The organism is Bradyrhizobium sp. BLXBL-01, assembly GCF_051853025.1.
Lineage (GTDB): Bacteria > Pseudomonadota > Alphaproteobacteria > Rhizobiales > Xanthobacteraceae > Bradyrhizobium.
In genome coordinates, this window is the sequence record NZ_CP182471.1 from 3,763,559 (window position 1) to 3,789,092 (window position 25,534).

The 25,534-nt window shown below is 64.3% G+C and carries 22 protein-coding genes, 1 tRNA gene and 1 pseudogene; 12 read left to right on the forward strand and 12 right to left on the reverse strand.

Features of this window, described 5'->3' with window-relative positions; translation table 11 throughout:
• Nucleotides 1-4 precede the first annotated feature (4 nt).
• The 3 genes from ACNJYA_RS17465 to ACNJYA_RS17475 all read left to right on the forward strand — a co-directional run bounded on the left by ACNJYA_RS17465 (nt 5) and on the right by ACNJYA_RS17475 (nt 1,815).
• Nucleotides 5-586: a MerR family transcriptional regulator gene (locus ACNJYA_RS17465; protein ID WP_172783467.1), complete on the forward strand. Its 582-nt coding sequence runs from the start codon at nt 5-7 to the stop codon at nt 584-586.
• A 111-nt stretch (nt 587-697) separates the two neighbouring features.
• Nucleotides 698-775 (forward strand) — tRNA-Pro (locus ACNJYA_RS17470).
• Between the two features lie 164 nt (nt 776-939).
• Nucleotides 940-1,815, forward strand: a complete 876-nt coding sequence (locus ACNJYA_RS17475) for an outer membrane protein (RefSeq protein ID WP_257187438.1) — start codon at nt 940-942, stop codon at nt 1,813-1,815.
• A 298-nt stretch (nt 1,816-2,113) separates the two neighbouring features.
• Here the strand turns inward: ACNJYA_RS17475 and ACNJYA_RS17480 are convergent, their stop codons facing one another.
• Both ACNJYA_RS17480 and ACNJYA_RS17485 read right to left on the reverse strand, forming a co-directional pair.
• Nucleotides 2,114-2,620: a septal ring lytic transglycosylase RlpA family protein gene (locus tag ACNJYA_RS17480; protein WP_439367103.1), complete on the reverse strand. Its 507-nt coding sequence runs from the start codon at nt 2,618-2,620 to the stop codon at nt 2,114-2,116.
• Nucleotides 2,621-2,957: 337 nt separating this feature from the next.
• Nucleotides 2,958-3,581, reverse strand: a complete 624-nt coding sequence (locus ACNJYA_RS17485) for a TetR/AcrR family transcriptional regulator (protein WP_349628387.1) — start codon at nt 3,579-3,581, stop codon at nt 2,958-2,960.
• Nucleotides 3,582-3,702: 121 nt separating this feature from the next.
• Here ACNJYA_RS17485 and ACNJYA_RS17490 point away from each other — a divergent pair, with 121 nt between their 5' ends.
• Nucleotides 3,703-4,677 (forward strand): alpha/beta fold hydrolase, encoded by a 975-nt coding sequence (locus tag ACNJYA_RS17490; protein ID WP_439367105.1) that lies wholly within the window; start codon nt 3,703-3,705, stop codon nt 4,675-4,677.
• Nucleotides 4,678-4,830: 153 nt separating this feature from the next.
• On the opposite strand, the gene ACNJYA_RS17495 is transcribed toward ACNJYA_RS17490, so the two are convergent.
• Nucleotides 4,831-5,070, reverse strand: a complete 240-nt coding sequence (locus ACNJYA_RS17495) for a hypothetical protein (protein ID WP_439367107.1) — start codon at nt 5,068-5,070, stop codon at nt 4,831-4,833.
• A gap of 404 nt (nt 5,071-5,474) precedes the next feature.
• On the opposite strand from ACNJYA_RS17495, the gene ACNJYA_RS17500 reads away from it, so the two are divergent.
• Complete coding sequence (locus tag ACNJYA_RS17500) at nt 5,475-6,446, forward strand: SDR family oxidoreductase (RefSeq protein ID WP_439367109.1); 972 nt, start codon at nt 5,475-5,477, stop codon at nt 6,444-6,446.
• Between the two features lie 251 nt (nt 6,447-6,697).
• Nucleotides 6,698-7,810, forward strand: a complete 1,113-nt coding sequence (locus ACNJYA_RS17505; protein WP_439367111.1) for an alpha/beta hydrolase family protein — start codon at nt 6,698-6,700, stop codon at nt 7,808-7,810.
• 14 nt (nt 7,811-7,824) lie between these two features.
• Here ACNJYA_RS17505 and ACNJYA_RS17510 read toward each other — a convergent pair whose 3' ends face one another.
• The gene (locus ACNJYA_RS17510) at nt 7,825-8,331 is read right to left on the reverse strand and encodes a MarR family winged helix-turn-helix transcriptional regulator (protein ID WP_035712871.1); all 507 of its coding nucleotides are present in this window, start codon (nt 8,329-8,331) and stop codon (nt 7,825-7,827) included.
• 411 nt (nt 8,332-8,742) lie between these two features.
• Between ACNJYA_RS17510 and ACNJYA_RS17515 the strand changes: the two genes are divergently transcribed.
• Nucleotides 8,743-10,230, forward strand: a complete 1,488-nt coding sequence (locus ACNJYA_RS17515; protein ID WP_439367114.1) for a porin — start codon at nt 8,743-8,745, stop codon at nt 10,228-10,230.
• Between the two features lie 273 nt (nt 10,231-10,503).
• Here the strand turns inward: ACNJYA_RS17515 and ACNJYA_RS17520 are convergent, their stop codons facing one another.
• The 3 genes from ACNJYA_RS17520 to ACNJYA_RS17530 form a co-directional block, all read right to left on the reverse strand.
• Nucleotides 10,504-10,983, reverse strand: a complete 480-nt coding sequence (locus ACNJYA_RS17520) for a GcrA family cell cycle regulator (RefSeq protein ID WP_271498798.1) — start codon at nt 10,981-10,983, stop codon at nt 10,504-10,506.
• A 74-nt stretch (nt 10,984-11,057) separates the two neighbouring features.
• A complete protein-coding gene (locus ACNJYA_RS17525) occupies nt 11,058-11,255 on the reverse strand; it encodes a hypothetical protein (RefSeq protein WP_024341172.1) in 198 nt (65 codons plus the stop codon).
• 199 nt (nt 11,256-11,454) lie between these two features.
• Nucleotides 11,455-12,396: an acetamidase/formamidase family protein gene (locus ACNJYA_RS17530; protein WP_439367116.1), complete on the reverse strand. Its 942-nt coding sequence runs from the start codon at nt 12,394-12,396 to the stop codon at nt 11,455-11,457.
• A 196-nt stretch (nt 12,397-12,592) separates the two neighbouring features.
• On the opposite strand from ACNJYA_RS17530, the gene ACNJYA_RS17535 reads away from it, so the two are divergent.
• From ACNJYA_RS17535 to ACNJYA_RS17545, 3 genes are read left to right on the forward strand one after another with little or no spacing between them, the layout of a single operon-like run.
• Complete coding sequence (locus ACNJYA_RS17535) at nt 12,593-13,360, forward strand: YdcF family protein (RefSeq protein WP_439403451.1); 768 nt, start codon at nt 12,593-12,595, stop codon at nt 13,358-13,360.
• A gap of 40 nt (nt 13,361-13,400) precedes the next feature.
• Nucleotides 13,401-14,183 carry a DUF169 domain-containing protein gene (locus ACNJYA_RS17540; protein ID WP_172783477.1) on the forward strand — a complete coding sequence of 261 codons (783 nt, stop codon included), beginning with the start codon at nt 13,401-13,403 and terminating at the stop codon, nt 14,181-14,183.
• Nucleotides 14,184-14,192: 9 nt separating this feature from the next.
• The gene (locus tag ACNJYA_RS17545; RefSeq protein WP_439367118.1) at nt 14,193-15,371 is read left to right on the forward strand and encodes a saccharopine dehydrogenase family protein; all 1,179 of its coding nucleotides are present in this window, start codon (nt 14,193-14,195) and stop codon (nt 15,369-15,371) included.
• A gap of 113 nt (nt 15,372-15,484) precedes the next feature.
• Here ACNJYA_RS17545 and ACNJYA_RS17550 read toward each other — a convergent pair whose 3' ends face one another.
• A complete protein-coding gene (locus tag ACNJYA_RS17550; RefSeq protein WP_439367120.1) occupies nt 15,485-16,681 on the reverse strand; it encodes an FAD-dependent monooxygenase in 1,197 nt (398 codons plus the stop codon).
• 147 nt (nt 16,682-16,828) lie between these two features.
• On the opposite strand from ACNJYA_RS17550, the gene ACNJYA_RS17555 reads away from it, so the two are divergent.
• Entirely contained in the window at nt 16,829-17,305 is a 477-nt protein-coding gene (locus ACNJYA_RS17555; RefSeq protein WP_439367485.1) for a MarR family winged helix-turn-helix transcriptional regulator, read from the forward strand.
• Here the strand turns inward: ACNJYA_RS17555 and ACNJYA_RS17560 are convergent.
• From ACNJYA_RS17560 to ACNJYA_RS17570, 3 genes and pseudogenes are all read right to left on the reverse strand, one after another.
• Nucleotides 17,274-18,521: an O-antigen ligase family protein gene (locus tag ACNJYA_RS17560; RefSeq protein WP_439367122.1), complete on the reverse strand. Its 1,248-nt coding sequence runs from the start codon at nt 18,519-18,521 to the stop codon at nt 17,274-17,276. The two genes, ACNJYA_RS17555 and ACNJYA_RS17560, sit on opposite strands and share 32 nt — an antisense overlap.
• Before the next feature lie 163 nt (nt 18,522-18,684).
• A pseudogene (locus ACNJYA_RS17565) lies at nt 18,685-20,234 on the reverse strand (undecaprenyl-phosphate glucose phosphotransferase).
• Nucleotides 20,235-20,352: 118 nt separating this feature from the next.
• A complete protein-coding gene (locus ACNJYA_RS17570; protein WP_439367126.1) occupies nt 20,353-21,486 on the reverse strand; it encodes a glycosyltransferase family 4 protein in 1,134 nt (377 codons plus the stop codon).
• Between the two features lie 201 nt (nt 21,487-21,687).
• On the opposite strand from ACNJYA_RS17570, the gene ACNJYA_RS17575 reads away from it, so the two are divergent.
• Nucleotides 21,688-23,988 (forward strand): GumC family protein, encoded by a 2,301-nt coding sequence (locus ACNJYA_RS17575; RefSeq protein ID WP_439367128.1) that lies wholly within the window; start codon nt 21,688-21,690, stop codon nt 23,986-23,988.
• A 308-nt stretch (nt 23,989-24,296) separates the two neighbouring features.
• On the opposite strand, the gene ACNJYA_RS17580 is transcribed toward ACNJYA_RS17575, so the two are convergent.
• The gene (locus ACNJYA_RS17580) at nt 24,297-25,478 is read right to left on the reverse strand and encodes a GNAT family N-acetyltransferase (RefSeq protein WP_439403301.1); all 1,182 of its coding nucleotides are present in this window, start codon (nt 25,476-25,478) and stop codon (nt 24,297-24,299) included.
• Between the last annotated feature and the right edge of the window lie 56 nt (nt 25,479-25,534).

Genomic DNA, 25,534 nt, shown 5'->3' on the forward strand with positions numbered 1-25,534 from the left:
GCATTTGGATAAGGCGCCGGATGCGTTCCGAACCATCAGCGAAGTAGCGCAGGAACTCGACATTCCGCAGCACGTGCTGCGGTTCTGGGAGACCCGCTTCTCCCAGATCAAGCCGATGAAGCGCAGCGGCGGCCGCCGCTATTACCGCCCCGACGACGTCGACCTGCTCAAGGGCATCCGCCGGCTGCTCTACGGCGAGGGCTACACCATCCGCGGGGTGCAGCGGATCCTCAAAGAGCACGGCGTCAAATCGGTGCAGGGCCTCGCCGACAGCGCGGCCGCGGTCTCGTTCGGCGCCATCGAGGACGCCATCGGCGCGAGCCTGATGGAGCCCGAGGACGAGGAGGCGCCCATCAAGGGCGTCACCGACACCGACGATGACGACTATCAGGGCGATGAGGAGGAAGGCATCGACTTCCGCTTCACCGAGATCGACGACGAGGAGATTCTCACCACCTTCCGCAAGGGCGGTGCCGCCGCCGCGCCCGCCGGCCCCAGCGCGCTCGACCGGGAGCGGCTGGAGCGGGTGCTCGGCGACCTCGTCGCCTGCAGGGACATGCTGGACCAGGCCCTCAAGGACGGCTAGGGGCGGGCCGGCCGGCTTTCCGGGGCAGTTCCGGCCCGCTTGGGCGGATACACCAAAATGCTGCGGCCTCGCCTTGCGCAAAGCGGCGATCCTAGCTAATGGAACGACATTCGGAGCGTGGCGCAGCCCGGTTAGCGCACTAGTCTGGGAGACTAGGGGTCGGAGGTTCAAATCCTCTCGCTCCGACCAAATTCTTCAAGAATCGAATTCCTTTCCGGCCGTCGGTTTACCGCGGGCCGGCCGTTTGCGGTTGATTTTGCAACGTCCCGCAGGTGTTGCCCTCGCGTCACAGCGTCCAGCGTCAACATGATTTATGAATTTCGGGCACTTTGGAATCGCGGAGGGGGCGTCCCGTGAGAAGAGGACTGGCTGCTATAGCAGTCTTGGCGAGCGTCGCGTCGGGGGCGGAAGCTGCTGACCAAAGCCCTGCACTTTTGACGAAGGCGCGCCCGGCTGACTCCAACCCAAGCTGGACGGGATTTTACGCTGGCGGCAACGTTGGCGGCGCATGGGCAGACCGGTCGGTGAATTTCACGAGTGACGCGGCCTCCGCTTTCATCTTCAATCCTGGAGTCCCGCTTTTGCCTCCGTTTGCGGGGCAGGTTGCTCCCAGCCCTCACGATTTTTCGATGAGTGGTGTAACGGGAGGGCTGCAAGCGGGCTACAATTGGCAACTCGATGGCAAATGGCTGGTCGGCGTAGAAGGTGACTTGAGCGCATCCAGCTTGCGCGGCGGCGGTCGTGAAACAACGCCGCTTCTACCCCCAGCTTTCGCACAGACCATCTCGGCTGAGCAAAAGATTGACTGGTGGGGGAGCATTCGTGGGCGTCTGGGGGCGCTGGTCACGCCCAGCGTTCTTTTGTATGGCACCGGCGGCTTTGCTTTTGGTCGAGTAGCGACATTTGACGACTACATCGCGAACGGACCGGGTGGCGCTTTCGATATCTCCGTCGCCGGCACTTCATTCAACTGTACGATCGGATCGACTTGCTTCACGGGGACCGATTCCCGCATTCAGACTGGCTGGACGGTCGGTGGAGGCGGCGAATGGCGCTTTGCGCCTCGTTGGAGCTTCAAGGCCGAATATCTCTACGTTGACCTCGGCAAATCGTCGGTGGCAGTCAACGCACTCGCAACGGGCATCGGTCCGAACCTGTCCAGATACACCGCAAATTTCGGCCGGGCGGATTTCCACGTCGCCCGAGTCGGCGTGAACTATCATTTTTGACCTTTGGAGCAGATCGTGCCCTCGGAATGATGGGGACCTCCGGCAATCGGTCGCGCAAGCCTCGCCGGAATGTTTTCCAGTCACCACATCGTTCTATCTGTAAGGGCCACCTACCTCAAATACCCGCGTCGTCTCGTCCACCAGCGTCCGCATCAATCTCCGTGGCCATCACGCCAGCACGGTATTGTGCGCGACCGCCTTTATCGCGCTGACGCCGATGAAGGCGGCGAGTACTGGAAGGGTTATATCCACGAGCGCGTCGGGTTATTTAATGTCACCGCCCTTCAAATGTCATCCGCTACAACACCTCGGCACGAATCTGAGCTACGCCGCGATTCGTAATCCCCAAGCTGCGCGCGGCAGCGAGCGAGAGATCGAGGACGCGGCCACGAATGAACGGGCCTCTGTCATTGATGGTGACGATGACGCTGCTTTCTCCATGGGTCACGCGGACCTTGGTGCCGAATGGCAGGCTGCGATGCGCTGCCGTGAGGTGATTCCGATTGAATGACGAACCGCTCGCTGTCTTGCCTTTGGAATACGAATAATAGGAGGCCTTTCCCGAAAAGACTCGATTGAACGATCGCATGCCCGAGCGATCAGCCGATGGCTCTTGTGCGGTTGGAGGTGGCGCCTCAATCTGATCCTTCTTCGTCTGTTCGACTCCAGCAGGCGCCGGCTCTGCCTGCGCGCTCGGAATGATGGACCATCGGTCCTTGAAATCCTGTGCCGCAGCGCCGTTCGCGTTCAATCCGATCCAAGCAGGGAATGTCGCAATCGCCGCCATTCTGATGAGAAGATGCATTGTCGACCTCATGAACGATTGAAGATCAAGCCGACAATGCAAGCTCCCGAGGTCGCGTTCCTAACAAGCGCAGAACGGTGATGGCATACCGACACCGCGGAGCACCTGACTGAGATTGACCGCGGTCCCGCTCTCCAACCTCAAATAATAAGGCATTTATTTTCCGGAATTAAATATATTTAAATATTTAAATCAACGAGGTGGTCGCGTCCGGGCGGAGGTGGGGCGCGCGATACGATCAGCTTCGGAGGCAGGGAGAGCGATCTTCATCAGGCCAGGTGCGAAGCTAGAAGCGTCGTGCGTAGCTAGATTGCAAGTGCCCTGGCTCGGCGCCCACCTACCTCAAATACCCCACCACCATCCGGGTCGTCTCGTCCACCAGCACCTTCACCATCTTCTCCGACAGCATCTCGGCGCCGTTCAGCACCGTGTTGTGCGCGATGGCTTCGATCGTGCTCACGCACATGAACGCTGCGAGCGCGGGATCGATCTTGCGCATCTCCTTGCGGTGGCGTTCGAGATAGGTGCGCACGAGGGCGTGGATCTCGTGGCTGTAGGCTTCGACCTCCGCGAGGTGGCCGGAGCGGGGGATCTGCTCGGCGAGGACGCGGTGCAGGTTCGGATCGATGTGATGGGCCTCGATCGCGACCGTGACGAGGCGGCGCACGGCCTTCTCGATCGGCAGGTCGGCGACCTCCGCGAAGGCGGCGCGCACGACCGTCATGATCGCATCGTTGTGGCGGTCGATCACGGCGGCGACGAGGGCTTCCTTGCTTGGAAAATATTGATAGAGCGAGCCGACGCTGACCCCGGCGATCTCGGCGATGCGGTTGGTGCTGGCCTTCTCGAAGCCTTCCTTGACCAGAATGCGAGCAGTTGCCTCGACCAGCGCGTCGACGGTGGCGCGGGATCGCTCCTGCGAGGCGTTTTTCCGGGGTTTTGTGGGCGGTTTGCGGGCCACGGTCTTGTGATCTGAATGCGAGTAGGAAAAGCGAGCGAATGCTCGCATTATATCGGCAAGTGGCGGCGGGTCGGCAAGCCTCTTTGTCGCCGGGTCGAAACAGCCGGATGGGGATGTGGCGATGAGCGTTGCGAGACTTGTATCGGCCCTTCAATTCTGTCCGGGCGGCTGCGTATTCGGCGCGCGGGCGCCGCGCGATCCAGCACCAAGCCTGCAAAGCCGGGCCTTCAACCTGCTGCTGCGGCTGCTGCCGTTCAAGAAGCAGCTGGCATCAGCCGAGGTCGTGCAGGCACACGTGCAGAAGCTCGCATTGGATCCGGCCTCGTTCGAGCCGACGGGACTTGGCGGCGGCGTCGAGGTGACCCTGACCAAGATGGGCGGCTGGCCGGTCTATTACACCGCGCCGGCGTCAGGCCACGAGGGCTGCAACCACGTCATGTTCCTGCATGGCGGCGGCTACATCAACGAGATCGTGCCGGCGCATTGGCGCTTCGTCGGCGAGATGACGCGCAAGGCGCGCGTCTGCTGCGTCGTGCCGATCTATCCGCTGGCGCCGCGGGCGACCGCCAAGGACGTCGTGCCGGCGACGGCCGAGCTGCTGCGCATGCTGCTGGAAGACGCGGGCGAGGCGAAGGTGACGGTCGTCGGCAATTCGGCGGGCGCTGGCCTTGCCCTCGCCGCCTGCCAATGGCTGCGCGATCGCGGTCATCGGCAGCCGAGCCGGATGCTGCTGATCTCGCCTGCGGCCGATGCCTCTATCAGCCGTCCGGAGCAGGTTGCGATCGCGGCGCTCGATCCGATCCAGGACATTCCGGGCATCGTCGAGGCGGCACGTCTTTATGCCGGCGAGCTCGATGTCGGCCATCCCTTCGTCAGCCCGCTCAACGGCTCCTTCCGCGCGCTGGCGCCGATGACGATCTTTTCGGGCACGCGCGATCTTCTGTATCCCGACAGCGTCGATCTTGCCGCGAGGGCGAGGGCGGTGGGCGTGCCGGTCGAGCTGCATCTCCTGCGCGAGCAACCGCACAACTTCGCGCTGATGCCGACCCCGGAAGGGCGGCGGGCGCGTGCGATCATCGTGCGTGAGGTGGCTTAGAAGGAGGGCGTGATCATTGTCACAGAGCGCCTGCCGCGATCGGTCTGGCGCTGGCACTGTCCGCACGGAGGGATAAGCGGCCCCCGGGGCGTTTCCTCTTGGCTCAGTCGTCCTGGTATCCGTGGTCTTTGGCACCAGTAGTTTTGCGGGGCCTTAGGCGTGGCCCTTGATCTCATAGTGACCCGGCACGCATTTGTAGCGCTCGAGGCGCCAGTTCGAGTGATAGATCGGATGCTCGCCCATCCACTTCGCAAGAGGCGCTTGTGCGCCGATCGCGCACTGCATCAGCGAAATCTCGGGCGTCATGTTGCTGTCGGTCACGATTTCCTCGACGCAACTGCCTGAGCTGGCTGCGCCAAGCCGGCAAAGCACGGCAACGACGGTCACGAACATTCCTATCACCTCGTCGGTTGTTTCTGACCACGAAGAGGATGCAAGCGGAGTGCCAGAGCCTGTGACACGCAAACAACACGCTGGCCCAGTCGACTCAACCCAGCGTCCACCCCCATTTGACGATTCGGATTGTAAAAAAATGCTATTAACCCGAAGCCGGACAAATACGGGGAACCTGCAGGAAAATACCCGGGAATGATCGATTGTCCGGGCCGCGTTGCCTATGAGCCACTTCACAAGGCCCGCACAGCGTCGCCCGTAGTCCGCCTGCCGAAATAACCGAAGGCGAGGATGGCAGCGCACGCTTTTACCCGTGGATGTCGCGCTGCTACAGTTTTGCGCGCGCCGCGGTCAGCGGCGCCGTGACCAAGAAACACACCGACAAGGGGAGGGACCGAAGTCCCATGAAGGATTTTGCTGGAAAGATCGCAGTCATCACCGGCGGCGGCACGGGAATGGGGCGCGAGCTCGCGCGGCAGCTCGTCGCCGAAGGCTGCAACGTCGCGATGTGCGACGTCTCGGAAGCGGCCATGGCCGAGACCAAGCGGCTCTGCGAAGTCGAGAAGCTGCCGCAGGGCCTGCGCGTCACGACGCACGTCGCCGACGTCGCGATCGAGGATCACCTGAAGCGCTTTCGCGACGAGCTCGCCGAGCAGCAGAAGACGGACAGGATCCATCTGTTGTTCAACAATGCCGGCATCGGCGGCGGCGGCAGCCTGTTCACCAACACCCGCGAGCAATGGGAGCGCACCTTCAACATCTGCTGGGGCGGCGTCTATCTCGGGGTGCGCACGTTCCTGCCGATGCTGGTCGCCGCGGACGAGGCCCACATCGTCAACACCGCGAGCGTCAACGGCTTCTGGGCCTCGATCGGCATGAACCAGGCGCACACCGCCTACAGCGCAGCCAAGTTCGCGGTGAAGGGATTTACCGAAGCGCTGATCAACGATCTTCGCCTGCATGCCCCGCACGTCAAATGCTCGGTAGTGATGCCTGGCCACATCGGCACGTCGATCGTCTCCAATTCGCGCAAGGTGCAGAGCGGCGACGGTTCGGAGAAGCTCAATGCCGACGAGGTGGCGCTGACCCGCAAGCGCATGGCTGCGGCCGGCGTGCCGGATACCGACAAGATGTCGGACGAGAACATCCAGGCGGCGTTCGCCGAGCGCGCCCGCAGCTTCCTGGAGGACGCGCCGACCACGGCCGCGCAGGCGGCGACGATCATTCTCGACGGCGTCAAGGCGGAGCGGTGGCGCATCCTCGTCGGCGAGGATGCCAAGCGCCTCGACGAGCGCGTGCGCGCCACGCCGGAGCAGGCTTACAACCGCGCCTTCTACGAAAGTTTGACGCAGGAGGTCGGCTGGCGGCTTGGTTGAGGCCGCCCTTGGGGGCGCGCCAATATGGGTATGATGATCGTCATGGCAAGAGAGGCTCGAACAATTTTGTGTGCCAGCTCCTGCCAACGTTCGCCCCACTCGATGAGCTGTGGGGGAGGTCACGCATGCATCATGACGATGTTCAAGCGATGTTGATCTCAAATGCCTGTAATGGCGCGCGCGGCGGCTTGGTCGGCGATCTGAAATGGTTTAGTCAGTTCTGTGTAAGGCGACATAGAACGTAGCTCCCGATGATCCCCGCATGCCTCTCCGAAGACTGGACCCTTTGCCCGGAACGAGAGGACATCTCGGCTGAGTTCACGCGGCTCCTCACCGCAGCCCAAGAAGGCGGCGCCACGATCGCGGAATGCCTGATGATCGCGCGGCGGCTGAAAGGCGCCGACGACCATTCATGGTATCGCGAGTGGAAGAAGCTGGCGCAGACCAATCGGCAGCGCGCGGAGACCGCGTTCGCGGAAGGACACCTGGCCAGCGCGCAGCGCAATTGGCTGCGCGCGATGAACTATTATGGTGCCGCGGCGATGCCGCTCGACCCCTCCGATGAGCGCCGCTGGGTCGCGGTGCTGGCGATGCAGGAATGCGCGCGCCGCTATCTCGCCGCGCGCAGCCCCGCCGGCGAGGTGGTGACGATACCCTGGCTCGACGGGCATTCGCTGCAGGGCTATTTCCTTCCTGCGTCATCGGGGAAGGAGCCGGCTCCGACCGTGATCTGCATCGGTGAGCCCGGCCACCGCAAGGAAGAATTTCTGTTCAAGCTCGTGCCGCATGCGCGCGAGCGCGGCTTCTCGATGCTGGCGCTCGACCTGTTCGGCGACCAGCGCGACGATTTTCTCGATGCGCTGCTGCGGCGCCAGGATCTCGAGAGCGCGATTCCCGGCGTCATGGACTATCTGGAAACTCGGCAGGACGTCGACTTCGCCCGCGTCGGGATCATCGCCGATGGCTGGGGCTCGTCCTTCGTCGCACGTGCGGTGCTGCAGGAGCCGCGGCTTGCCGCCGCCGTCTGCGACGGCGGCCTGTGGGACCTGCACGAGCGGGCCTTCTTCGCCAGCCGATTCGCGATGAGCGACGTCAGCATCGTCCCGGTGCCGCATGCGCCGCTGATGGCCTCCAGCGCCGACTGTCCGGTGCTGATCACGCTCGGCGAGGACGGCTGGCTCAAGGCGGACCGGGCGCGTCAGCTCGTCCGGGACTCCCGGCTCGGCAGCTCGGATGTGATGCTGAAAGTGTTCACCGCGGCGGAGACCGGCGCGGCGCAGGCCCATGCCGACAATCCGAGTCTTGCCAACGAATTCATCTTCGACTGGCTGGAATCGCGGCTCGGCGGCGGCCTGCGAATCTAGCGGCGGCGCGACCGTCAGAAGTCCAGGGTGAGGCGGACGCAGGCCTTTTCCAGGCGGGTCTTCAACGTCGCGAGCTTGGTGGTGAATTCGGTGAGCTCGGCCTCGTCGAACTCCTGGAAGACGAATTCCTTGATGGTCTTGTACTGCTCGTTGAGGCTCGCCAGGTGCTTCTGCGTCTTCTCGGTCAGGGAGAGCCGGACCACGCGCGCGTCGGTCGGCGAGGGGCGGCGGCGCAGCAGGCCCTTCTTTTCCAGCAGCTTGGACTGGGTGGTGACGAAGGAGGGATCGACGTGAAGGAGCTTGGACACGACGTTGACCGGAATGCCGTCGTCCTTGTCGAGGTCGGAAATCGCCATCAGGATCAGCCATTGCGGCCCGCTGATGCCGAGCGTCCTCGCCCAGAACTGACGCAGCTCCTCAAGATACATGTTGATCGACGATATCTCCCAGGTGAAGCGCCTGATGATATCCAGGTTGCCGATGGTGCGCAGGCGCGCGCCTTCCTTCCTCGTCGCGGACACAGCGTCACTCCCGCAAGCTGATTCTCTTTCCCACGGCTCATATGGGGTGGGCATAGTCCACGCAACTCTGCTCTGATGCAAGTGCAGAGCAGGGTAATCGTGTCACGAAAACTACAAATATGACCCAGTCAGTCTTTTTCGCTCAGCACCGGTGTTGCGCCGCAGACACAGGGTTAGTGAAACCACAAAGCTGATCTAATAAACTATTTTGATTAACGGAACTGTGCGGGCATATTGATCCGTGACGGTGGGGGGTTCTCGATCGTCCCGTTGCAGGTGGTTCGCTCACGTCCCTCGCGAATGCGGGTACGTCCGAAAACGCGAAGCGGCCGAGCGGATTTGATGAAGAGACGGGGATCTGGGGGGCCGCATGGTCCGGTCTCCGTCAAATGAGCAACTTGGAGGTTTTAAATGAAAATGGTGAAGAGCCTTTTGCTCGGCACTGCGGCGACCCTGATCGCCGTCGGTGGAGCTCAGGCGGCTGATCTTCCGGTCAAGGCCAAGGCGGTCGAATACGTGAAGATCTGCTCGCTGTACGGCGCAGGTTTCTACTACATCCCGGGCACCGACACCTGCATCAAGCTGGGTGGTTACGTCCGCGCTGACATGCTTCTCGGCGGCGGCGGCGACTATGGCTTCAGGAACAGCTCGAGCACTGTCAACGGCGGGTCCAACAACCGTCTGACCAACTACTATTTCAGCCGCGCTCGTTTCGACTTCAACGTCGACACGCGCACGGCGACCGAATACGGCGTCGTTCGCACCTACGCCGACGCGGTCTTCAGCTACGACTCTACGAACGTCACCGGCAGCAATCCCTCGGCGTTCTCGGCCAGTTCGGCTTCGCTCGGCCTCTACCATGCGTTCATTCAGTTCGCGGGCTTCACCTTCGGCCGCACGGTCTCGATCTTCGACGCTCCTTGGCAGAGCTATCCGGCTGGCGGCCCCGATACCATTCCGGGCGGCTCCAACCACGTCAACGGCGTGAACCAGGTTGCCTACACGGCTGACTTCGGCCAGGGCATCACTGCTTCGTTTGCGCTGCAGGACGAGACCTCGGCGAACAATGGTCAGTCGAACCTCTGGAACGTGTCCTCGGGCACGGCTGCTCAGTTCGTGACCGGCGTCTACGGCGCCAGCGCCTGGGGCGGCACGCGTTCGCCCGAAATCATCGGTCAGGTTCGTGTCGATCAGGCCTGGGGCATGGCTCAGCTGTCGGTTGCCGCGCATGAGCTGCATGCAGCCTATTACGGCGCGACTGAAGTCTCCGGTCATCCCTCCGACAAGTGGGGCTGGGCCGTGCAGGGCGCTTTGTCGATCAAGAACATCCCGACCGGCGCGGGTGACGTCATCAACCTGCAGGCGGTCTACACGGACGGTGCGACGCGCTACAACTTCCAGAGCCTGTTCCCGCAGAGCTTCTTCATGTTCAGCGGCAGCAGCAATGGCGCGTATCAGAGCACCGGGTTCGCCGGTCTGGCTGACGGCGTGTTCGGAACGGCTACCGGCATCGATACCGTCAAGACCTGGGGCGTCCGTGGTGGCTACACCCACAACTGGAGCCCGAACTGGGCGAGCGCAGTGTACGGTGGTTACGCCCAGCTGAGGTACGGCACGACGGGCAAAGGCCTGATCTGCACCAACTTCGCTGCCATCGCCGTGGCCGGGGCGACCTGTAATCCGGACTTCAACTTCGCGGTGATCGGTGTCAACACCGTGTGGACCCCCGTCAAGAACCTGGCGTTCACGGCCGACTTGAGCTGGTCGCGTCTGGACCAGAAGTACTCTGGGTCCATCGCGAGCCCGGGCATTGCCTCGGCTGCGAAGCCGGCGGCCGTGTACGAGCTGAAGGACCAGAACTCGGTCAGCATGATGCTGCGCGCTCAGCGCAACTTCTGATCATCGATCGCGCAAATCGATCGGAGAACCCCGGCGGGAAACCGCCGGGGTTTTTTATGGGCATTTGGTCTTCTGAAAAATCGAATGGCGTTGCGGAACACGAAGGCGAGCCATGCGATTCGATCGCCTCAAATTTATTTACTTACTTGAGCTACTAAGCTATATAGCTCTCAGCCAGATACGAAAGTTGCGGCTCTTAGCTTCATGCTAAGCCTCCAGAAACCTCCGGCGATGCCCCGCCGGAGGTTTTTTGTTGTCGAGATGCGCGCAACGTCAGCCGCGTATCGCGCGCCCGCGCACAGGCGGCCGGTAGGCGAGGCGGCTGTGGCCGGCGCAATAGGGCTGGCCGTCCGGCGCCGCGTTGCCGCAGAAGCAGAAATCGTCTGCGCCCGGCGTCGAGATAGGCCAGCGGCAGCGATTCTCGGACAGCTCCAGCAGCGAGCAGCGGTTGGCCTCGTCGATCGGGCCTGCGAGTACCGGCGCATCGGTCTCGCCATAGATCGTGGCGAGCATCTCGTATTGGAGCCGCGGCACGGCCTTGCGCAGCCGCGCCGGCGCCTGGCCTCTGTCCTGAACCTTGCGGTCGTCGACCGTCCGGCCGCGCGTCAGATTCAGCCGCGACAATTTGCCGATCACCGCGTTGCGGCTGACGCCGATGTCGGCGGCGATCTCGCGGCAGGAGAGGCCGGCCTCGAAGTGCTGCTTCAGGAGTTCAATTCGTTCGTCGGTCCAGGTGGGTGAGAGAACAGGCATTTGTAGACGATCCCAGGTTGCAGATGTCGGCCATCCGCTTCTCGAGATCCGTCCGCCTCACGCCCCAAGCGCGCTCACGTCCTGCCATTGTCGCGGATCGACAGAAGACCGTCCTTGATGGCGAGACGGATGCCTTCCTCGATCAATGTCCGTGCGACGCCGGGAACGCTGGTGCCGTGGGTGCCCTGTCTCACCAGCTTCTCCAGATACGCGATGGTCGAGAGCGCCAGGGTTACGGGAATGCGGTCAGTCTCGGCTTTTTCGGTGGCCATGGCCCGAACGCTAACCTCATACTCAGGTACATAAAAGTAACGATTAAGACTCTATTTAGGTTCAGGGGTGGAAGTCAAATGCGGCCTGTGCGTGACGCTCAGCATGTTGGAATCGCACGGGAAATTACCCACGACTTAGCGCGCCGCGCGGCAGACCGGGCGGCGGGGGCGTCAAGCGGTCGGGGAAGGGCGGCCCGGCTCAGCCGTGCACGATCGCCTTTTCGATCATGCAATGGATGCCTTTGGCGCCGTTGACGGTCTGGGTCACCCGGAGATCGGCGGCCAGGCTGCACAGCGTGTAGGCGTCCTCGCGTGACAGATTTCGCGTCTCGCCGAGCAGCGCGATCATGTCGCGCAGCGCGCGCACCACGCATTGGTCGAGATCGGGGTCCATCGCCATGGTCATGTAGTGCGTCGGTGTCTCGGCGCGCGGGTACTCGAGCTTCAGGTCCTTGCGCAGCGTCAGGCGGAAGCGGCCCTTAAGCGCGGTCTCGATCGCGGTGACGCAGACCTCGCCGTCGCCCTGCACGCCATGGCCGTCGCCGCAGGAGAACATCGCCCCCGGCACGAATACCGGCAGGTACAGCGTCGCACCGGCGCCCAGCTCCTTGTTGTCGAGATTGCCGCCCATGGCGCGCGGGATCAGTGATGAGATGCGGCCCCAGGCCGGCGGCGGCGACACGCCCATCACGCCGAAGAACGGCTTCAGCGGCAGGTCGAGGCCCCACGGCATGCGGCCGACCATCCGCGTCCGGTCGAGCGGGATGTTCAGGATCCGCGTCTCGTGAAAATCGTCGGGCAGGGTGCCGGACAGCGGCTTGATCAAGTTCCAGCCCCAATCCTGCCGGAGCTGCACGTCGAGGATCTCGACCGCAAGCACGTCGCCGGGCTCGGCCCCTTCGACCGCGATCGGACCGGTGAGGATGTGGCCCGGCAGCATGCGCTCGCTTGTGGCATGAACCTCGTGCATTTCGGGCGGAATGTGAAACTTGTCCCGATCAGGCAGCACATCAGGCCCGCCGCTGATGGTGTCGACCGTCACCTCGTCGCCGCTGGCCACGGTGAGGACCGGCTTGAGTGCGGCTTCGAAGAAGCCCCAATGGCAGGTTTGGGGGTTGGAATGCAGGTGATGATGGGTCATGTGCCGCGTCCGCTCGGTTTCATCAGCGCGGGCTTGACCCGGCGATCGATCCTCTTTCAAGAAGATTTCTGAAGATGGCGGGGCCGGTCAAGCCCCGCACAGACCGGCCAGGTCAATTCAGGCCGGTCATTCAGACCAGGTGATTTTCAGCGAGGCTCCCCTGTTTTTCGTTCTTTCCAAGACCTTGGGCACCGCGCTGCTGCCGATCAATCTCCTGGTCGAGCTCGGAATTGTGGCTGTGGTGTTGATGGGGACACGCTTTGCCGCATTTGGCCGCAGGCTTGCGATAACGACGCTGGTACTGCTGGCGCTCGCGGCGTTCTCGCCGCTCGGCAATCTCCTGCTCTATCCGCTGGAGTCGCGCTTCCCGCCCTGGGACGCCGCGCGCGGCGCGCCCGACGGCATTATCGTGCTCGGCGGCTCGGTCGACACCGATCTATCGGCGGCGCATCGCACGCCGGTCGTCGCGCGCGCGGCCGATCGCCTGTTTGCGCCGGCCGAGCTTGCGCGCCGCTATCCCCATGCGCGCATCGTCTTCACCGGAGGCACCGCGAACCTGATGTCGACCGAGGCCAGGGAGGCCGACTATTCCGCGCCGATCCTGGAGAATCTCGGCATTGCGAAGGACCGCCTGATCCTCGAACGTCACTCCCGCAACACCTGGGAGAATGCGATCTTCACCAAGCAATTGGTCGCGCCAAAGCCCGGCGAGCGCTGGCTCCTGGTGACGTCGGCCTTCCACATGCCGCGCTCGATGGGAATCTTCCGCAAGGCCGGATTTGACGTCGAGGCCTATCCGGTGGACTGGCGGATGGGAGGACGCGACGATCTGTTCTCCTTCACCAATATGGGCGCGGACGGGCTCGGCCGAACGGAAGTCGCCATCCGCGAGTGGATTGGTCTCGTGGCCTACCGCCTGATGGGCAGGACCGGCGAGTTGCTTCCGGGACCGGGCAAGGACTAGAACGAGGCCACGGCGCGCGATCGCCGGCGCGGAGGAAGCCATGCAACAGCAGAGTGCGGACAGGATCGATCTCGCCGGCCTCGTCGCCGATCTCAACAGCCTCTTGCGGCTGAAGACGAATGTGATCGGCATGAAGCTGTTCGCGAGCGTCGCGGAGATGGAGGCGATTCCGAAGATCCGCCGCCCGAACGCAATTCACACCACCGACCAGATCGTCAGCATGGCCGCGCGCCTGGGCTGGACCGTCGGTATCACCGCCGACGATCTCGTAGGCGCGCAATGCCGCGCGGTGATCGGTCTCAGCCCCCAGGACGAGAAATGGCTCGCCGGCGAAAACTATGTCGGGGTCTGGCACGGCACCGCGGAAGACGCGCGCAAGCGCCAGGAGGCGCTGGACGTGGTTCCGTTCGGACACTATCAGGCGCTCGTCGTCAGTCCGCTGGCGAGCGGCCGGCTCGATCCGCCCGACATCTGCCTCGTCTATGCAACGCCCGGGCAGATGATCATCCTGATCAACGGGCTGCAATATACCGGCTACAAGAAGTTCGAATGGGGTGTGGTCGGCGAGACCGCCTGTGCGGATTCCTGGGGGCGGGCGCTCAAGACCGGGGAGCCCAGCCTGTCCTTGCCATGCTATGCCGAACGGCGCTATGGCGGCGTGCCGGACGAGGAGATGCTGATGGCGCTGAAGCCCTCGCATCTCGCCAAGGCAATTGAAGGCATGAAGGCGCTGGCGAAGAACGGCCTGCGCTATCCGATCCCGCCCTATGGCATTCAAAGCGACGTCCGTGCCGGCATGGGCGTGAGTTATGCGAAGAAGTAAAGGCCGATCATGAGCTCTGCGAAATTCGACATCGTCGTCTACGGCGCGACCGGTTTCACCGGCCAACTCGTCGCCGAATATCTGGCGGCGCATTACAAGGACGACAAGGCGCTCAAATGGGCGATGGCGGGCCGCAGCCTCGACAAGCTGAAATCGGTGCGCGATACGATCGGCGCGCCGGCCGACACGCCGCTGATCGTCGCGGACGCGTCGGACGCGGCGTCGCTGAAGGCGATGGTGGCGCAGACCAAGTCGGTGATCACGACGGTCGGTCCGTACCAGTTCTACGGCGAGGATCTGTTAGCTGCCTGCGTCGCTGCGGGGGCGGATTATTTCGATCTCTGTGGCGAGCCGGTGTGGATGCGGCAGATGATCGACAAGTACGACGCGGCGGCCAAGGCGAGCGGCGCGCGCATCGTGTTCTCCTGCGGCTATGATTCTGTGCCGTTCGAGCTCGGTACCTTCTTCGTGCAGGAGGAGGCAAAGCGCGTGTTCGGCGCGCCGGCACCGCGCGTGAAGGGCCGCGTGCGCGACATGCGCGGCACGCTGTCAGGCGGCACCGCGGCGAGCGCGAAGGCGACCTTCGATGCCGTCGCCAAGGACCTCAGCCTCGTCGCCATCCTCAACGACCATTTCGCGCTGACGCCCGGCTTCACCGGCCCGAAGCAGCCGAAGGGCAACAGGGCCGTCTTTGAGGAGGACCTGCAGTCCTGGGCCGCGCCGTTCATGATGGCGCTGATCAACACGCGCAACGTCCACCGCTCCAACATGCTGATGGGCTTTCCCTACGGCCGGGACTTTGTCTACGACGAGATGGTCCTGACCGGCGCCGGCGAGAAGGGCGAGGCCAACGCCAAGCGCGTCATGGCGGCCAATGCCGAGAAGACCGGGCCGAACGCGCCGAAGCCGGGCGAGGGACCGTCGAAGGAGGAGCGGGAGAACGGCCTGTTCAACCTGCTCTATGTCGCGATCGCCCCCGACGGCCGCATGGTCCGCGCCGGCGTCACCGGTGATCGCGATCCCGGCTACGGCTCGACCTCCAAGATGATCTCCGAATGCGCGATCTGCCTGCTGCGTGATGCGAGGGACGTTCCCGCCGGCTTCTGGACGCCGGGCGCGGCGATGCAGCACAAGCTGATCAAGCGGCTGCAGGACAACGCGGGGCTGACGTTCAAGGTGGAGAGCTAGTTCGGTATCGTAGGGTGGGCAAAGCGGAGCGTGCCCACCGCTTCTATTGCGATTGCGGAGAGATGGTGGGCACGGCGCAAGTGCGCCTTTGCCCACCCTACAGCAGCGGAGTCCTACGCCGCCCGCGCGTCATACGCGTACATGAAGTCCATGCCTTTGGCGCCGAGCGGCAGCAGCCATTTCAGCATCTGATTGCGGACCCAGGCGCCGGTGGCGCTGAACTCGCGCTTGCTGTTGCCGTTGCGACGGGCCATGGCAACGATCTTCTCGGTGCGCGGGCGGCGCTCGGCCTCGAAAGCCTGGAAGGTGGCGCCGAGCTCCTGGCCCTCCTGCATCAGACGAGCGAGCCGCATCGCGTCCTCCAGCGCGAGCGAGGCCCCCTGGCCGGCATGGGGGCTGGTTGCGTGCGCGGCATCGCCGATCAAGAGCGAACGCTTGCGCGACCAGGTCGGCAGGGTCGCGACATCGAGCGTGTCGGTGACGACGATGCTCTCGGCCGCTTCGATGATGGCGGGAATCGGATCATGCCAGCCGCGATGGAAGCCGCGCAGATGCTGCTTCAGCGTCGCAGGGTCAAGCGCGCGGAACATCGCCGCGTCCATGCCGTGTGCCGGCTGCGTGCTCCACCACATCACGCCGTCCATCGGATCGGGGCCGCAATAGCCGTAGCCGAAGAAGCCGCTTTGGCCGAATGTCGTTTCGACGTGCTGGCCGATGGATCTGCCGTCGAGCACGGCGTGCGGCACGAAGCCGCCGAAGCCGATCAGGCCGGTGTCGAACGGCTGCGGGCCATCCGGTACGACCTGGCGGCGCACGACCGAGTGGACGCCGTCGGCGCCGATCAGGAAGTCGCCTTCGGCGGTGGTGCCGTCGGCGAAGTAGGCGACGATCGGCTGGTCGCCGCGGTCCTCGATCTTGATCAGGCGCTTCTCGAAATTGAGCGAGACGCAGGCGCACCAAGCCTTGTCGATCAGGATCTCGTTCAACGCGGCGCGGGCGATGTTGACGGCCGGCTGGCCGAAGCGCCGCGCCATGTCGCGATTGATCGAGCCGAGCTTCTCGCCGCGCTGCGAATAGAAGTCGAAGGCTTCCGCGACCGAGCCGCGACTGATCAGCTCCTTCGCAAGCCCGATCTCGTCCAGGACATGCATGCCGTTCGGCGCGATCTGCAGGCCGCCGCCGATACCTTTCGAATAGGGCCACGCCTCGTAGATCGCGGATTCGATGCCGGCGCGGCGCAGCAGGATTGCGGCGACGGGTCCGGCGATGCCGGCGCCGATGATCAGCGCCTTGCGGGGACGGTGGGCCATGGCTTGCTCCCGACGTTTGCGTGGTGCTAGGAGAAAATACGGTCGCTAAATATCTTAGCGACTAAGATATATATCAGCTAAGATAAGAGGCCGGTCTTGTCAAGGACGAAGGCGCGCGCGGCGCTGTTGCTGGAGCTCGAAGAGGCGATGCGCAGGTCGTCGGCGCAAGGCGTGCTCTATGGCCAGACCGTCGCCAACGTTGCCGGAATTGCCAATTCCGACCTCGAATGCATGGACATCCTGTATCTCGAGGGCCGCGTCACCGCGGGCCGGCTCGCGGAGGTCACCGGCCTGACCACCGGCGCGATCACCGGCGTGGTCGACCGGCTCGAGAAGGCGGGCCTCGTGCGCCGCGAGCGCGACGAGAAGGACCGCCGCAAGGTTTTCATCGCGGTCGTGCCCGAGGCGATCGCAAGGCTCAGCCAATTCTACGTGCCGATGCAGCAGGCGATGGAGAAGGTCTTTGGCGCCTATTCCGACGAGGAGCTGCGCTTGCTGCTGCGCTTTGCCAATGAGGCTCACAAGGGTGTGCTGACGGCAACCGAGGCGCTGAAGGGGCTGCTCGACACGCCGCCGGAGAAGCGGCCCGAGCTCAAGCTGAAGAAGCGTCCTCGCCAGTCCTAGTCTTGTAGGCCTGCGCGGCGGCGATCATGCCCCACACCGCGCCCAGCATCATCCAGAAGTGCCGCCAGTGGTCGGTGTCGATCACGAAGCTTTCGCCGACGGTGCCGAGGAAGGCGGAAAACACCGCGAGGTATGCGCGCTGCCACGGCACAGGGATGAAGACGTGGCGGAAGCCCATGATGACGGTGGTGAAGACCAGCGCGGGATAGCACACGCCGGACAGCCAGCCGCCGGACATGAAGGCGTTGAGGTAGGAGTTGTGAGTGTCTTCGGGGAAGTAGCGGTGGAATTGCAACGGGCCGATGCCGAACGGCAGGTCGAGCGCCATCTCCGCGCCGAGGATGTGGCGGCCGAAGCGGCCGAAGCGGCCTTCGTCATAACTCTGGTCGAAGCTCGCGCGCTGCTTGAACATCTCCGCGGTGGCATCAAGCGACAGCAGCACGGCGATCAGCGCGAGGCCGAGCACCGCGGCGACGATCGCCATGATGACGATGCGCGAGCGCTGCGCGTTGGTGCGGCTGGTCAGCACCATCAGCGCCAGCATGAAGGCGGAGGTCAGCACCAGGCCGCCCCAGGCGGCGCGCGAGAAGGCGAGCAGGATCGCCAGCGACATGATGCCGAAGGCGATGACGTTGCGGAAGGCCTTGGCCAATTTGTCGGAGACCACGCTCTGGAGCGCGAACAGCGCCGGCAGGATCAGGAAGGCGCCGAGCACGTTCGGGTCCTTGAACGTGCCGCGCGCGCGGCCGTAGAGCGTGAGCAGGTCGTTTCCCCCGGGGATCAGGTGGAAGTAGCCGGCGACTGCCAAAAGCGAGGCGATCATCGCGCCGACCACGAGGCCTCGGCGCAGCATGTCGAGCCGCGCCGTCGTGTCCTCCGAGACGACCATCGCGAAGAACACCACCGTCACCGCCATGTACCAGGAGGTCGCGATCCAGCTCACCACCTCTGACTTGTCGAACAGCGGAATCGCGCTGATGGTGTAACCGACATTGAGCAGGACCAGCAGCAGCACCAGCGGCATCAGCACGAGCTTCAGCCGCAGCCCGGTGGCGAAAAAGGTGACGGTGGCGAGCAGCGTCGCGATCTCGTAGGGGCTCGGCTCGATGAAGACGATGGCGCCACAGGCGCCGACCAGCCACACCATCGCGCGCTGCAGCGCCAGCACGCCGGGCGCAGCTACGTTCATTTCACCGGCTGTCGCCGCATACGCCATCACACGCTCATACGCTTACGCAACTCATACGCCACAAACACACCTGTCATCGCCCGGCTCGACCGGGCGATCCAGTACTCCGCGGCGGTCATTGCCCAAAACAGCTGCCGCTGCGGCGTACTGGATGCCCCGGTCAAGCCGGGGCATGACAGAGAAACTCAACTCAATACGCGTTCTCGTTCTTGGTCAGCAGCGAGATCGGCGTCTTCAGGAGAATGACGAGGTCGAACAGCACCGACCAGTTCTCGATGTAATAGAGGTCGAACTCGACGCGCTTCTGGATCTTCTCTTCGTTGTCGATCTCGCCGCGCCAGCCGTTGATCTGGGCCCAGCCGGTGATGCCCGGCTTGACGCGGTGGCGGGCGAAATAGCCGTCCACGGCTTCGTCGAATAGGCGGCTCTGGAGCTTGCCCTGCACCGCATGCGGGCGCGGGCCGACCAGCGAGAGATTGCCTGAAAACACCACGTTGAAGAGCTGCGGCAGCTCGTCCAGGCTGGTCTTGCGGATGAAGCGACCGACGCGGGTGACGCGCGGATCGTTCTTGGTCACGACCTTGGAGGCGTCGGATCGGCCTGATGGTGGTACATCGAGCGGAACTTGTAGACGTCGATGCGCTCGTTGTTGAAGCCGAAGCGCTTCTGGCGGAACAGCACCGGGCCGGGGCTGTCGAGCTTGACGGCCAGCGCAACCAATCCCATCACCGGCAGGGCGGCGAGCAGCGCGAGGCTGCCGACGATGCGGTCGAACAGCCATTTCATCACCAGGTCCCAATCGGTGATCGGCGCCTCGAACACGTCGAGCGTCGGCACCTCGCCTAGGTAGGAATAAGAGCGGGGCCGGAAGCGCAGCTTGTTGGTGTGCGCGGAGAGGCGGATGTCGACCGGCAGCACCCAGAGCTTCTTCAGCATCTCCAGGATGCGCGTCTCCGCCGAGATCGGCAGCGCGAACAGCACGAGATCGACGCGGGTGCGGCGGGCGAACTCGACGATGTCGTCGACCTTGCCGAGCTTGCGCGCGCCGGCGCAGGTGTCGAGCGCGCGGCTGTCGTTGCGGTCGTCGAACACGCCGAGCACGTGGATGTCGGAATCTTCCTGCGCCTTCAGCGCCTCGACCAGCTGCTCGCCGTTGCTGTCGGAGCCGACGATGATGGTGCGGCGGTCGAGCCGGCCCTCTCGCGCCCAGGCGCGGACCAGCGAGCGCAGCACCAGACGCTCGGCCATCAGGGCCGCGAGCCCGAGGAAGTAGAAGGCCGCCAACCACAGCCGCGAGACCTCGCTGCCGAACTTGGCGAAGAAGGAAATGCCGATGAAGAGCAGGAAGACGAACGACCAGGACGAGATCATCCGCGTCATCTGCCGGAGCTGACCACGGAACAGCTGCACCTGGTAGATGTCGGCGGCCTGGAAGCAGACCACGGCGGCGATGGCGACGGCGATGACCTCGGCTGGATAGACCCAGCTGAACGCCCCCGCGAGCGGCATGACATAGCCGAGATAGACCGCGATACCGACGAGGCTCAGCAGCGCGAAATCGGCAAGGCGCACGAAACCGGCGATCACGATCGGCGAATAGGCACGCGCGACCTTCTGGTTGACGACGTCGAGCGCCGCAGGCGAGAGCCGGCGACGGCGCTCCACGAAGGGCTGGTCAGCAGGCTTTGCCGCAGCGCTGGCCGCGGCATCGAACATCGAGCGTGCGTTGAGCGGTTCCACGGGCGTCCACGTCCATTCCAAAACCCGCGGCACGGCCTTGCGCGCCCGGGCAAGCATCCCCTGGCGCTTCGATTATCGGACAAATCGGAAGATTCTCTAAAGCCGGACTTAAGGGTGGTTAATGATTGGCAAATGCGTCGCGATAGCCGGCGAGCACGCCCTCGACCATCGCGGCCTGCGAGAAATGCGCCGAGATGCGCTCGCGCAAGGAGACCGCGCGTTGCGCGGTGGTGTGCGGATCATCGAGTGCTGCGGCGATCGCCTCTGCCATGGCTTCGGGATCGCTGGGCGCGAACAGCGCCGGACTGTCGGCGCCCAGGATCTCGGGGATGCCGCCGATCTTGGATGCGATCATCGGAATGCCCGCGGCGCCGGCCTCGATCACCACGTAAGGCATGGAATCGCCGCGCGAGGGGACGACGAGCAGCCGCCCCTTGGAGAAGCCGTAGCGCGCCTTGACGTGACCAATGAAGCGGATGGCGCTCCCGAGGCCGAGCCGCTCGACCTGTGCCTTCAGCGCGGCCGTCTCCTCGCCGTCACCGCCGAGCGTGAGCGTGACCTTCTTGCCGCCCTCGTGCAGACGCGCCACGGCGTCGACCAGCAGGTCGGCGCCTTTGATGTGCCTGAACTCGCCGACATAGCAGAGGTCGGTCGTATCCTCGCCGGTAATGACCGGCTCGAATTCCTCCGGCGTCACGCCGTTGAAGACGCAATGCACTACGCCCTTGGGCGTGCCGACGATGCGCTGATAGGTGTCGCGCGCAAAGGCACTCTCGAACAGGAACAGGTCCGTCGAATCCATCAGCGCACGCTCGAGCCGCGCGTAGAACTCGCCCTTGAAGGTGTTGAGCGGGTAGTGCAGCGAGCCGCCGTGCGGGGTGTAGATGCGGATCGTCTTGTCCGAGCGTCGCCGCATGCGGATGAAGGCGCCTGCCTTGGCACCGTGGCCGTGCATCACGTCGGGCTTGAGTGCGGCGATGAGCCGCCGCATGCGGAGCCATACCAGGACGTCGTCCGGCGACGGTTCGCGGCGGATCGCCATACGGTGCACGCCGAGCTTCAAGCGCGGCGCGAGCTCGGTCAGCGCCTTGTCGGCGCGCTCGCCGCCGGTGAGGCTGTCGGCGAGGATGCCGACATGATGGCCGCGGTCGACCTGGCCGTTGGCGACGTCCAGGATGTGACGGAAGATGCCGCCGACCGGAGCGCGCACGGCGTGAAGGATGCGAAGCGGCCGGTCGGGAGAGGGGGGCATGATCAAAACCAGCTCGACGGCGACTGCCGAACAATTGTCACGAAATAATCGCGATGGATTAAGGGGCCTCGTGGTTAACAAACGGTGACGGGCGCGCGCGCGTCAGGCGCGTACTGTCGCGATTAACCCAGCGGCAACCTTAATGGAGTGTAATCGCCCCGGTTGAGGTAGAGTCGCAGCGTTGCCCTGCGGGAGTGTTCGATGCGTTTAGCGTTCTGGCGTGCCGGCAAGGACAAGGCTGTAATCGAGCGGGCCGTCGCGAAGTCCAAGGGCGAGGCTGCGCCCAAGATCGAAGCCACCATCGAAAAGATCGACGCCAAGATCGAAGCGAAGCCTGCGTCCGTCAGCGCGAAGCCGGGGCAAGTCGAATCCGGCGATATCGACCTGCATGCGCTCGGTGCCGCCCTGGCGCGCAAGCGCGGCTGGGTCATCGTGCCGACAGTGCTGGCGCTCGTTGCGTCCCTCGCCATCGTCAATCTCGTCACGCCGCGCTACAAGTCCGAAACCCGCATCCTGATCGACGGCCGCGAGAACGTGTTCCTGCGTCCGAACAGCGACCGCACCGAGGAGCGGCAGGCGCTCGATGCCGAGGCCGTCACCAGCCAGGTGCAGCTGGTGCTGTCGCGCGATCTCGCGCGCGAGATCATCAAGAAGAACAAGCTCGCCGAGCGCCCCGAATTCGATCCCGTCCTGCAGGGCATCTCGCCGCTGAAGTCGCTTGCCGCGCTCATCGGCATCGGCCGCGATCCTTTCGCAATGACGCCGGAAGAGCGCGTGCTCGATTCCTATTATGAACGCCTTCAGGCCTACGCCGTCGACAAGTCGCGCGTGATCGTGGTCGAATTCCAGTCCGCCGATCCCGAGCTTGCCGCGCGCGTCGCCAACTCGATCGCCGACGGCTATCTCGTGCTGCAGCAGGCGGCACGCCAGGAGCAGGCCAAGAACGCCAGCCAATGGCTGGCCGGCGAGATCGAGAGTTTGCGCAAGAAGGTCTCGGAGGCCGAAGCCAGGGTCGAGGACTTCCGTTCCAAGTCCAGCCTGTTCGTCGGCACCAACAACACCACGCTGTCGAACCAGCAGATGGGCGAGGTCAACACCCAGCTCAACAACGCGCGCTCGATGAAGGCGGATGCGGAATCCAAGGCACGGCTGATCAAGGAGATGCTCCAGAGCGGCAAGCCGATCGAGGCATCCGAGGTCGTGAACTCCGAATTGATGCGCCGGCTGTCGGAGCAGAGGGTGACGCTGCGGGCGCAACTCGCCGAACAATCCTCGACGCTGCTCGGCAATCATCCCCGGATCAAGGAGCTGAAGGCGCAGCTCGGCGACCTCGACAATCAGATTCGCGACGAAGCCGCCAAGATCTCGCGTTCGCTCGAGAACGATGCCCGGATCGCCAGCGGCCGGGTCGATGGCCTGACCGTGAGCCTCGAGCAGCTCAAGAAGCAGGCGGCCTCCACCAACGGCCAGGACGTCCAGCTCCGCGCGCTCGAGCGCGAAGCCAAGGCGCAGCGCGATCTGCTCGAGACTTATCTTGCCAAGTATCGCGAGGCCAACACCCGCGAGACCATCGACACCGCGCCGACCGATGGCCGCATCATCTCGCGCGCCATCGTCTCGAACACGCCGGCCTATCCGAAGAAGCTGCCGATCGTGCTGATCGCGACGATCGCCACGCTGCTGCTCTCGTCCGGCGTCGTCGTCACCGGCGAGCTGCTGCGCCAGACCGCGCCGCGCGCGGCTTTGGGCTCGGTGCGGGCGCCGGTGCGTGAGGAGCGGCTGGTCGTTCAGCGGGCCATCGAGCCCGCGGTCGACAGGGCCGGCGAACCAATATTGGATCCGGTGTTGGCGGAGCCCGCGCCGCTGCAGCCGGAGATGACGGCCGATTTGGACACCGGCGAATTCACCGAGATCGAACGTCTGGCCGACGATCTGCGTGCCGCGGGCGCCGCGGCCAAGAAGGTGACGGTGCTCGGCACCGCGCCGGGCGAAGCCATCACGCTGTCGACGCTGACGCTGGCGCGGAACCTGGCGCGCGATGCCCGCGTCGTCGTGGTCGATCTCGCCGCATCCTCGCCGACGATTGCCGCAGTCTGCGCCGATGCGCAGTCGCCGGGCCTTGCCGAGCTGATGCAGGGCGAGGCCTCGTTCGCGCAAGTCATCACCCGGGACAAGCTGTCGCGGCTGCATCTGGTCATGGCCGGCCGTCCCGGCTTCGACCGCAGCCTGCTGCAATCGCCGCGCGTGGCGCTCGCGATCGACGCGCTGCTGCGGGCCTACGATCACGTGCTGATCGACGCCGGCAGCGCCTCCGACCTTCCGGCCGAGCTGTTGACGGCGCATGCCCGCGCCGTCGTGGTGCCTGACGCCGCGATGGCCCCGGATGCGCGCACGCAGATGTGCGAGCAGCTGAGAGCCGTCGGCTTCAGCGCGGTGACGATGCTGAGCAAGCCGGTGCAGCCGTCCGATGCCGCCGAGACGCCGCGCGTCGTGGCGGCGTAGGCCTTCTTACCCTCTCCCCTTGTGGGAGAGGGTGGCTTCGCGTAGCGAAGCCGGGTGAGGGGTCTCTATCCTCACGAACAATCCGGCGAGTCCAGAGAACCCCTCATCCGGCGCTTCGCGCCACCTTCTCCCACAAGGGGAGAAGGGAAGACAGAACTCGTAGGGTGGACAAAGGCGCCCTTGCGCCGTGCCCACCGCCTGTCCAATGCGGTAACGGAAGACGTGGGCACGCTTCCGCCTTCGCTCTTCGAGCTACGGCGGACAAGTCGCTTTGCCCACCCTACGATATTGACGTTTGTGGAGAGATCTTACCCGAACGCCTGCCGCAGCCGGCGGGCCATGTCGAACAGCATCTGGTTCTGCTTCACCAGCCGCTTGCCATGGCTGAGCGAGGACATCGCCATGGCCGCGAGCTTGCCGCGCGAGGTCAGGGGGACGAAGCTGTCGAAGATCGCATCGTCGTCCTTGCAGAACATCCGCTTGTAATCGTCCGAACCGATGCCGAGGTCGAGCGAGCGGTAGCCGCGCTCGCCATAGCGGTCGATGATGTAGCGCATCAGGATCAGGCCGGGGCTGTAGCGGGCGTGCTCGGTCATCGTGTAGGTGTTGAACATCATCGAGAAGCGCGTCCCGTCGGCGACGCCGGCGAAGATCGCGATCACCTCCTCGTCGCATTCCAGCGCATGGATGTCGATGACATGACCTTCACCGCGCGGTGCAAGGCAGGCGCTGCGGACGAATTGCTCGACGCCGGGTTCGGCGAAGACGTTCGGGAGCTTCTGCTCTGCCATCCGCGCCGGCTTGACGCGGAAGAACCAGTCGAGCAGGCGGGTGATGTCTGCGTCTGACGTGGCCAGGTGATAGCGATAGCCGGCGAGGGACTGAAGCTTCTTTTCCTTGCTCTTGAGGCGGCGGCGGAGGGAATTGCTGATCCGCGATGCCGGCGGACCGCCCGGCTCCATCACCAGCCGCGGACAGGCGTTGATCGCGCGCTGCCGCGGCAGGGCTGCAAACGGGTTCTGCTGGTCGTGCCAGCGCTCGGGCTGCTGCGTCAGCGCGAGCACGTCGACGTGCTCACCCAGCGGCGCAAGCAGTGCATCGAGATCGGCGCCGGCGGCCTCTGCCGCGAACTCGGCGTTCCACAGGCCCATATTGAAGGTCGTGTGCTTGCCGCCCATGAAGCAGGCGGTGCGAATGCCGTGGCGCTCGCGCAGCGAGAGCGGCAGCAGCAGGAGCGGCCGGCGCTCGGCGTCGCGGGCGATCACGATGAACGGCCGCGCACCTTCGTGGGTGCCGACCAGTCGCTGCCACGGACTGAGCAGGTCGAAGCGCTGGTAGGGCGTGAAGAGATGGCCGTGTTCCTCGAAGGCACGCCAGACCGCCTCGGCCTCGGCGAGATCGGTGACGATATCGACCTGCGCAATACGGCTCGCTTTCGACCGCGCTGGCGCTTCTGCCGTCCGGCTTTGCATCGCCGCAGCCATGGTCATTCGCGAAACCTGTCGAGAAATCGAAAATACGTATTTCGGCCTGTGGCCGACCTTTG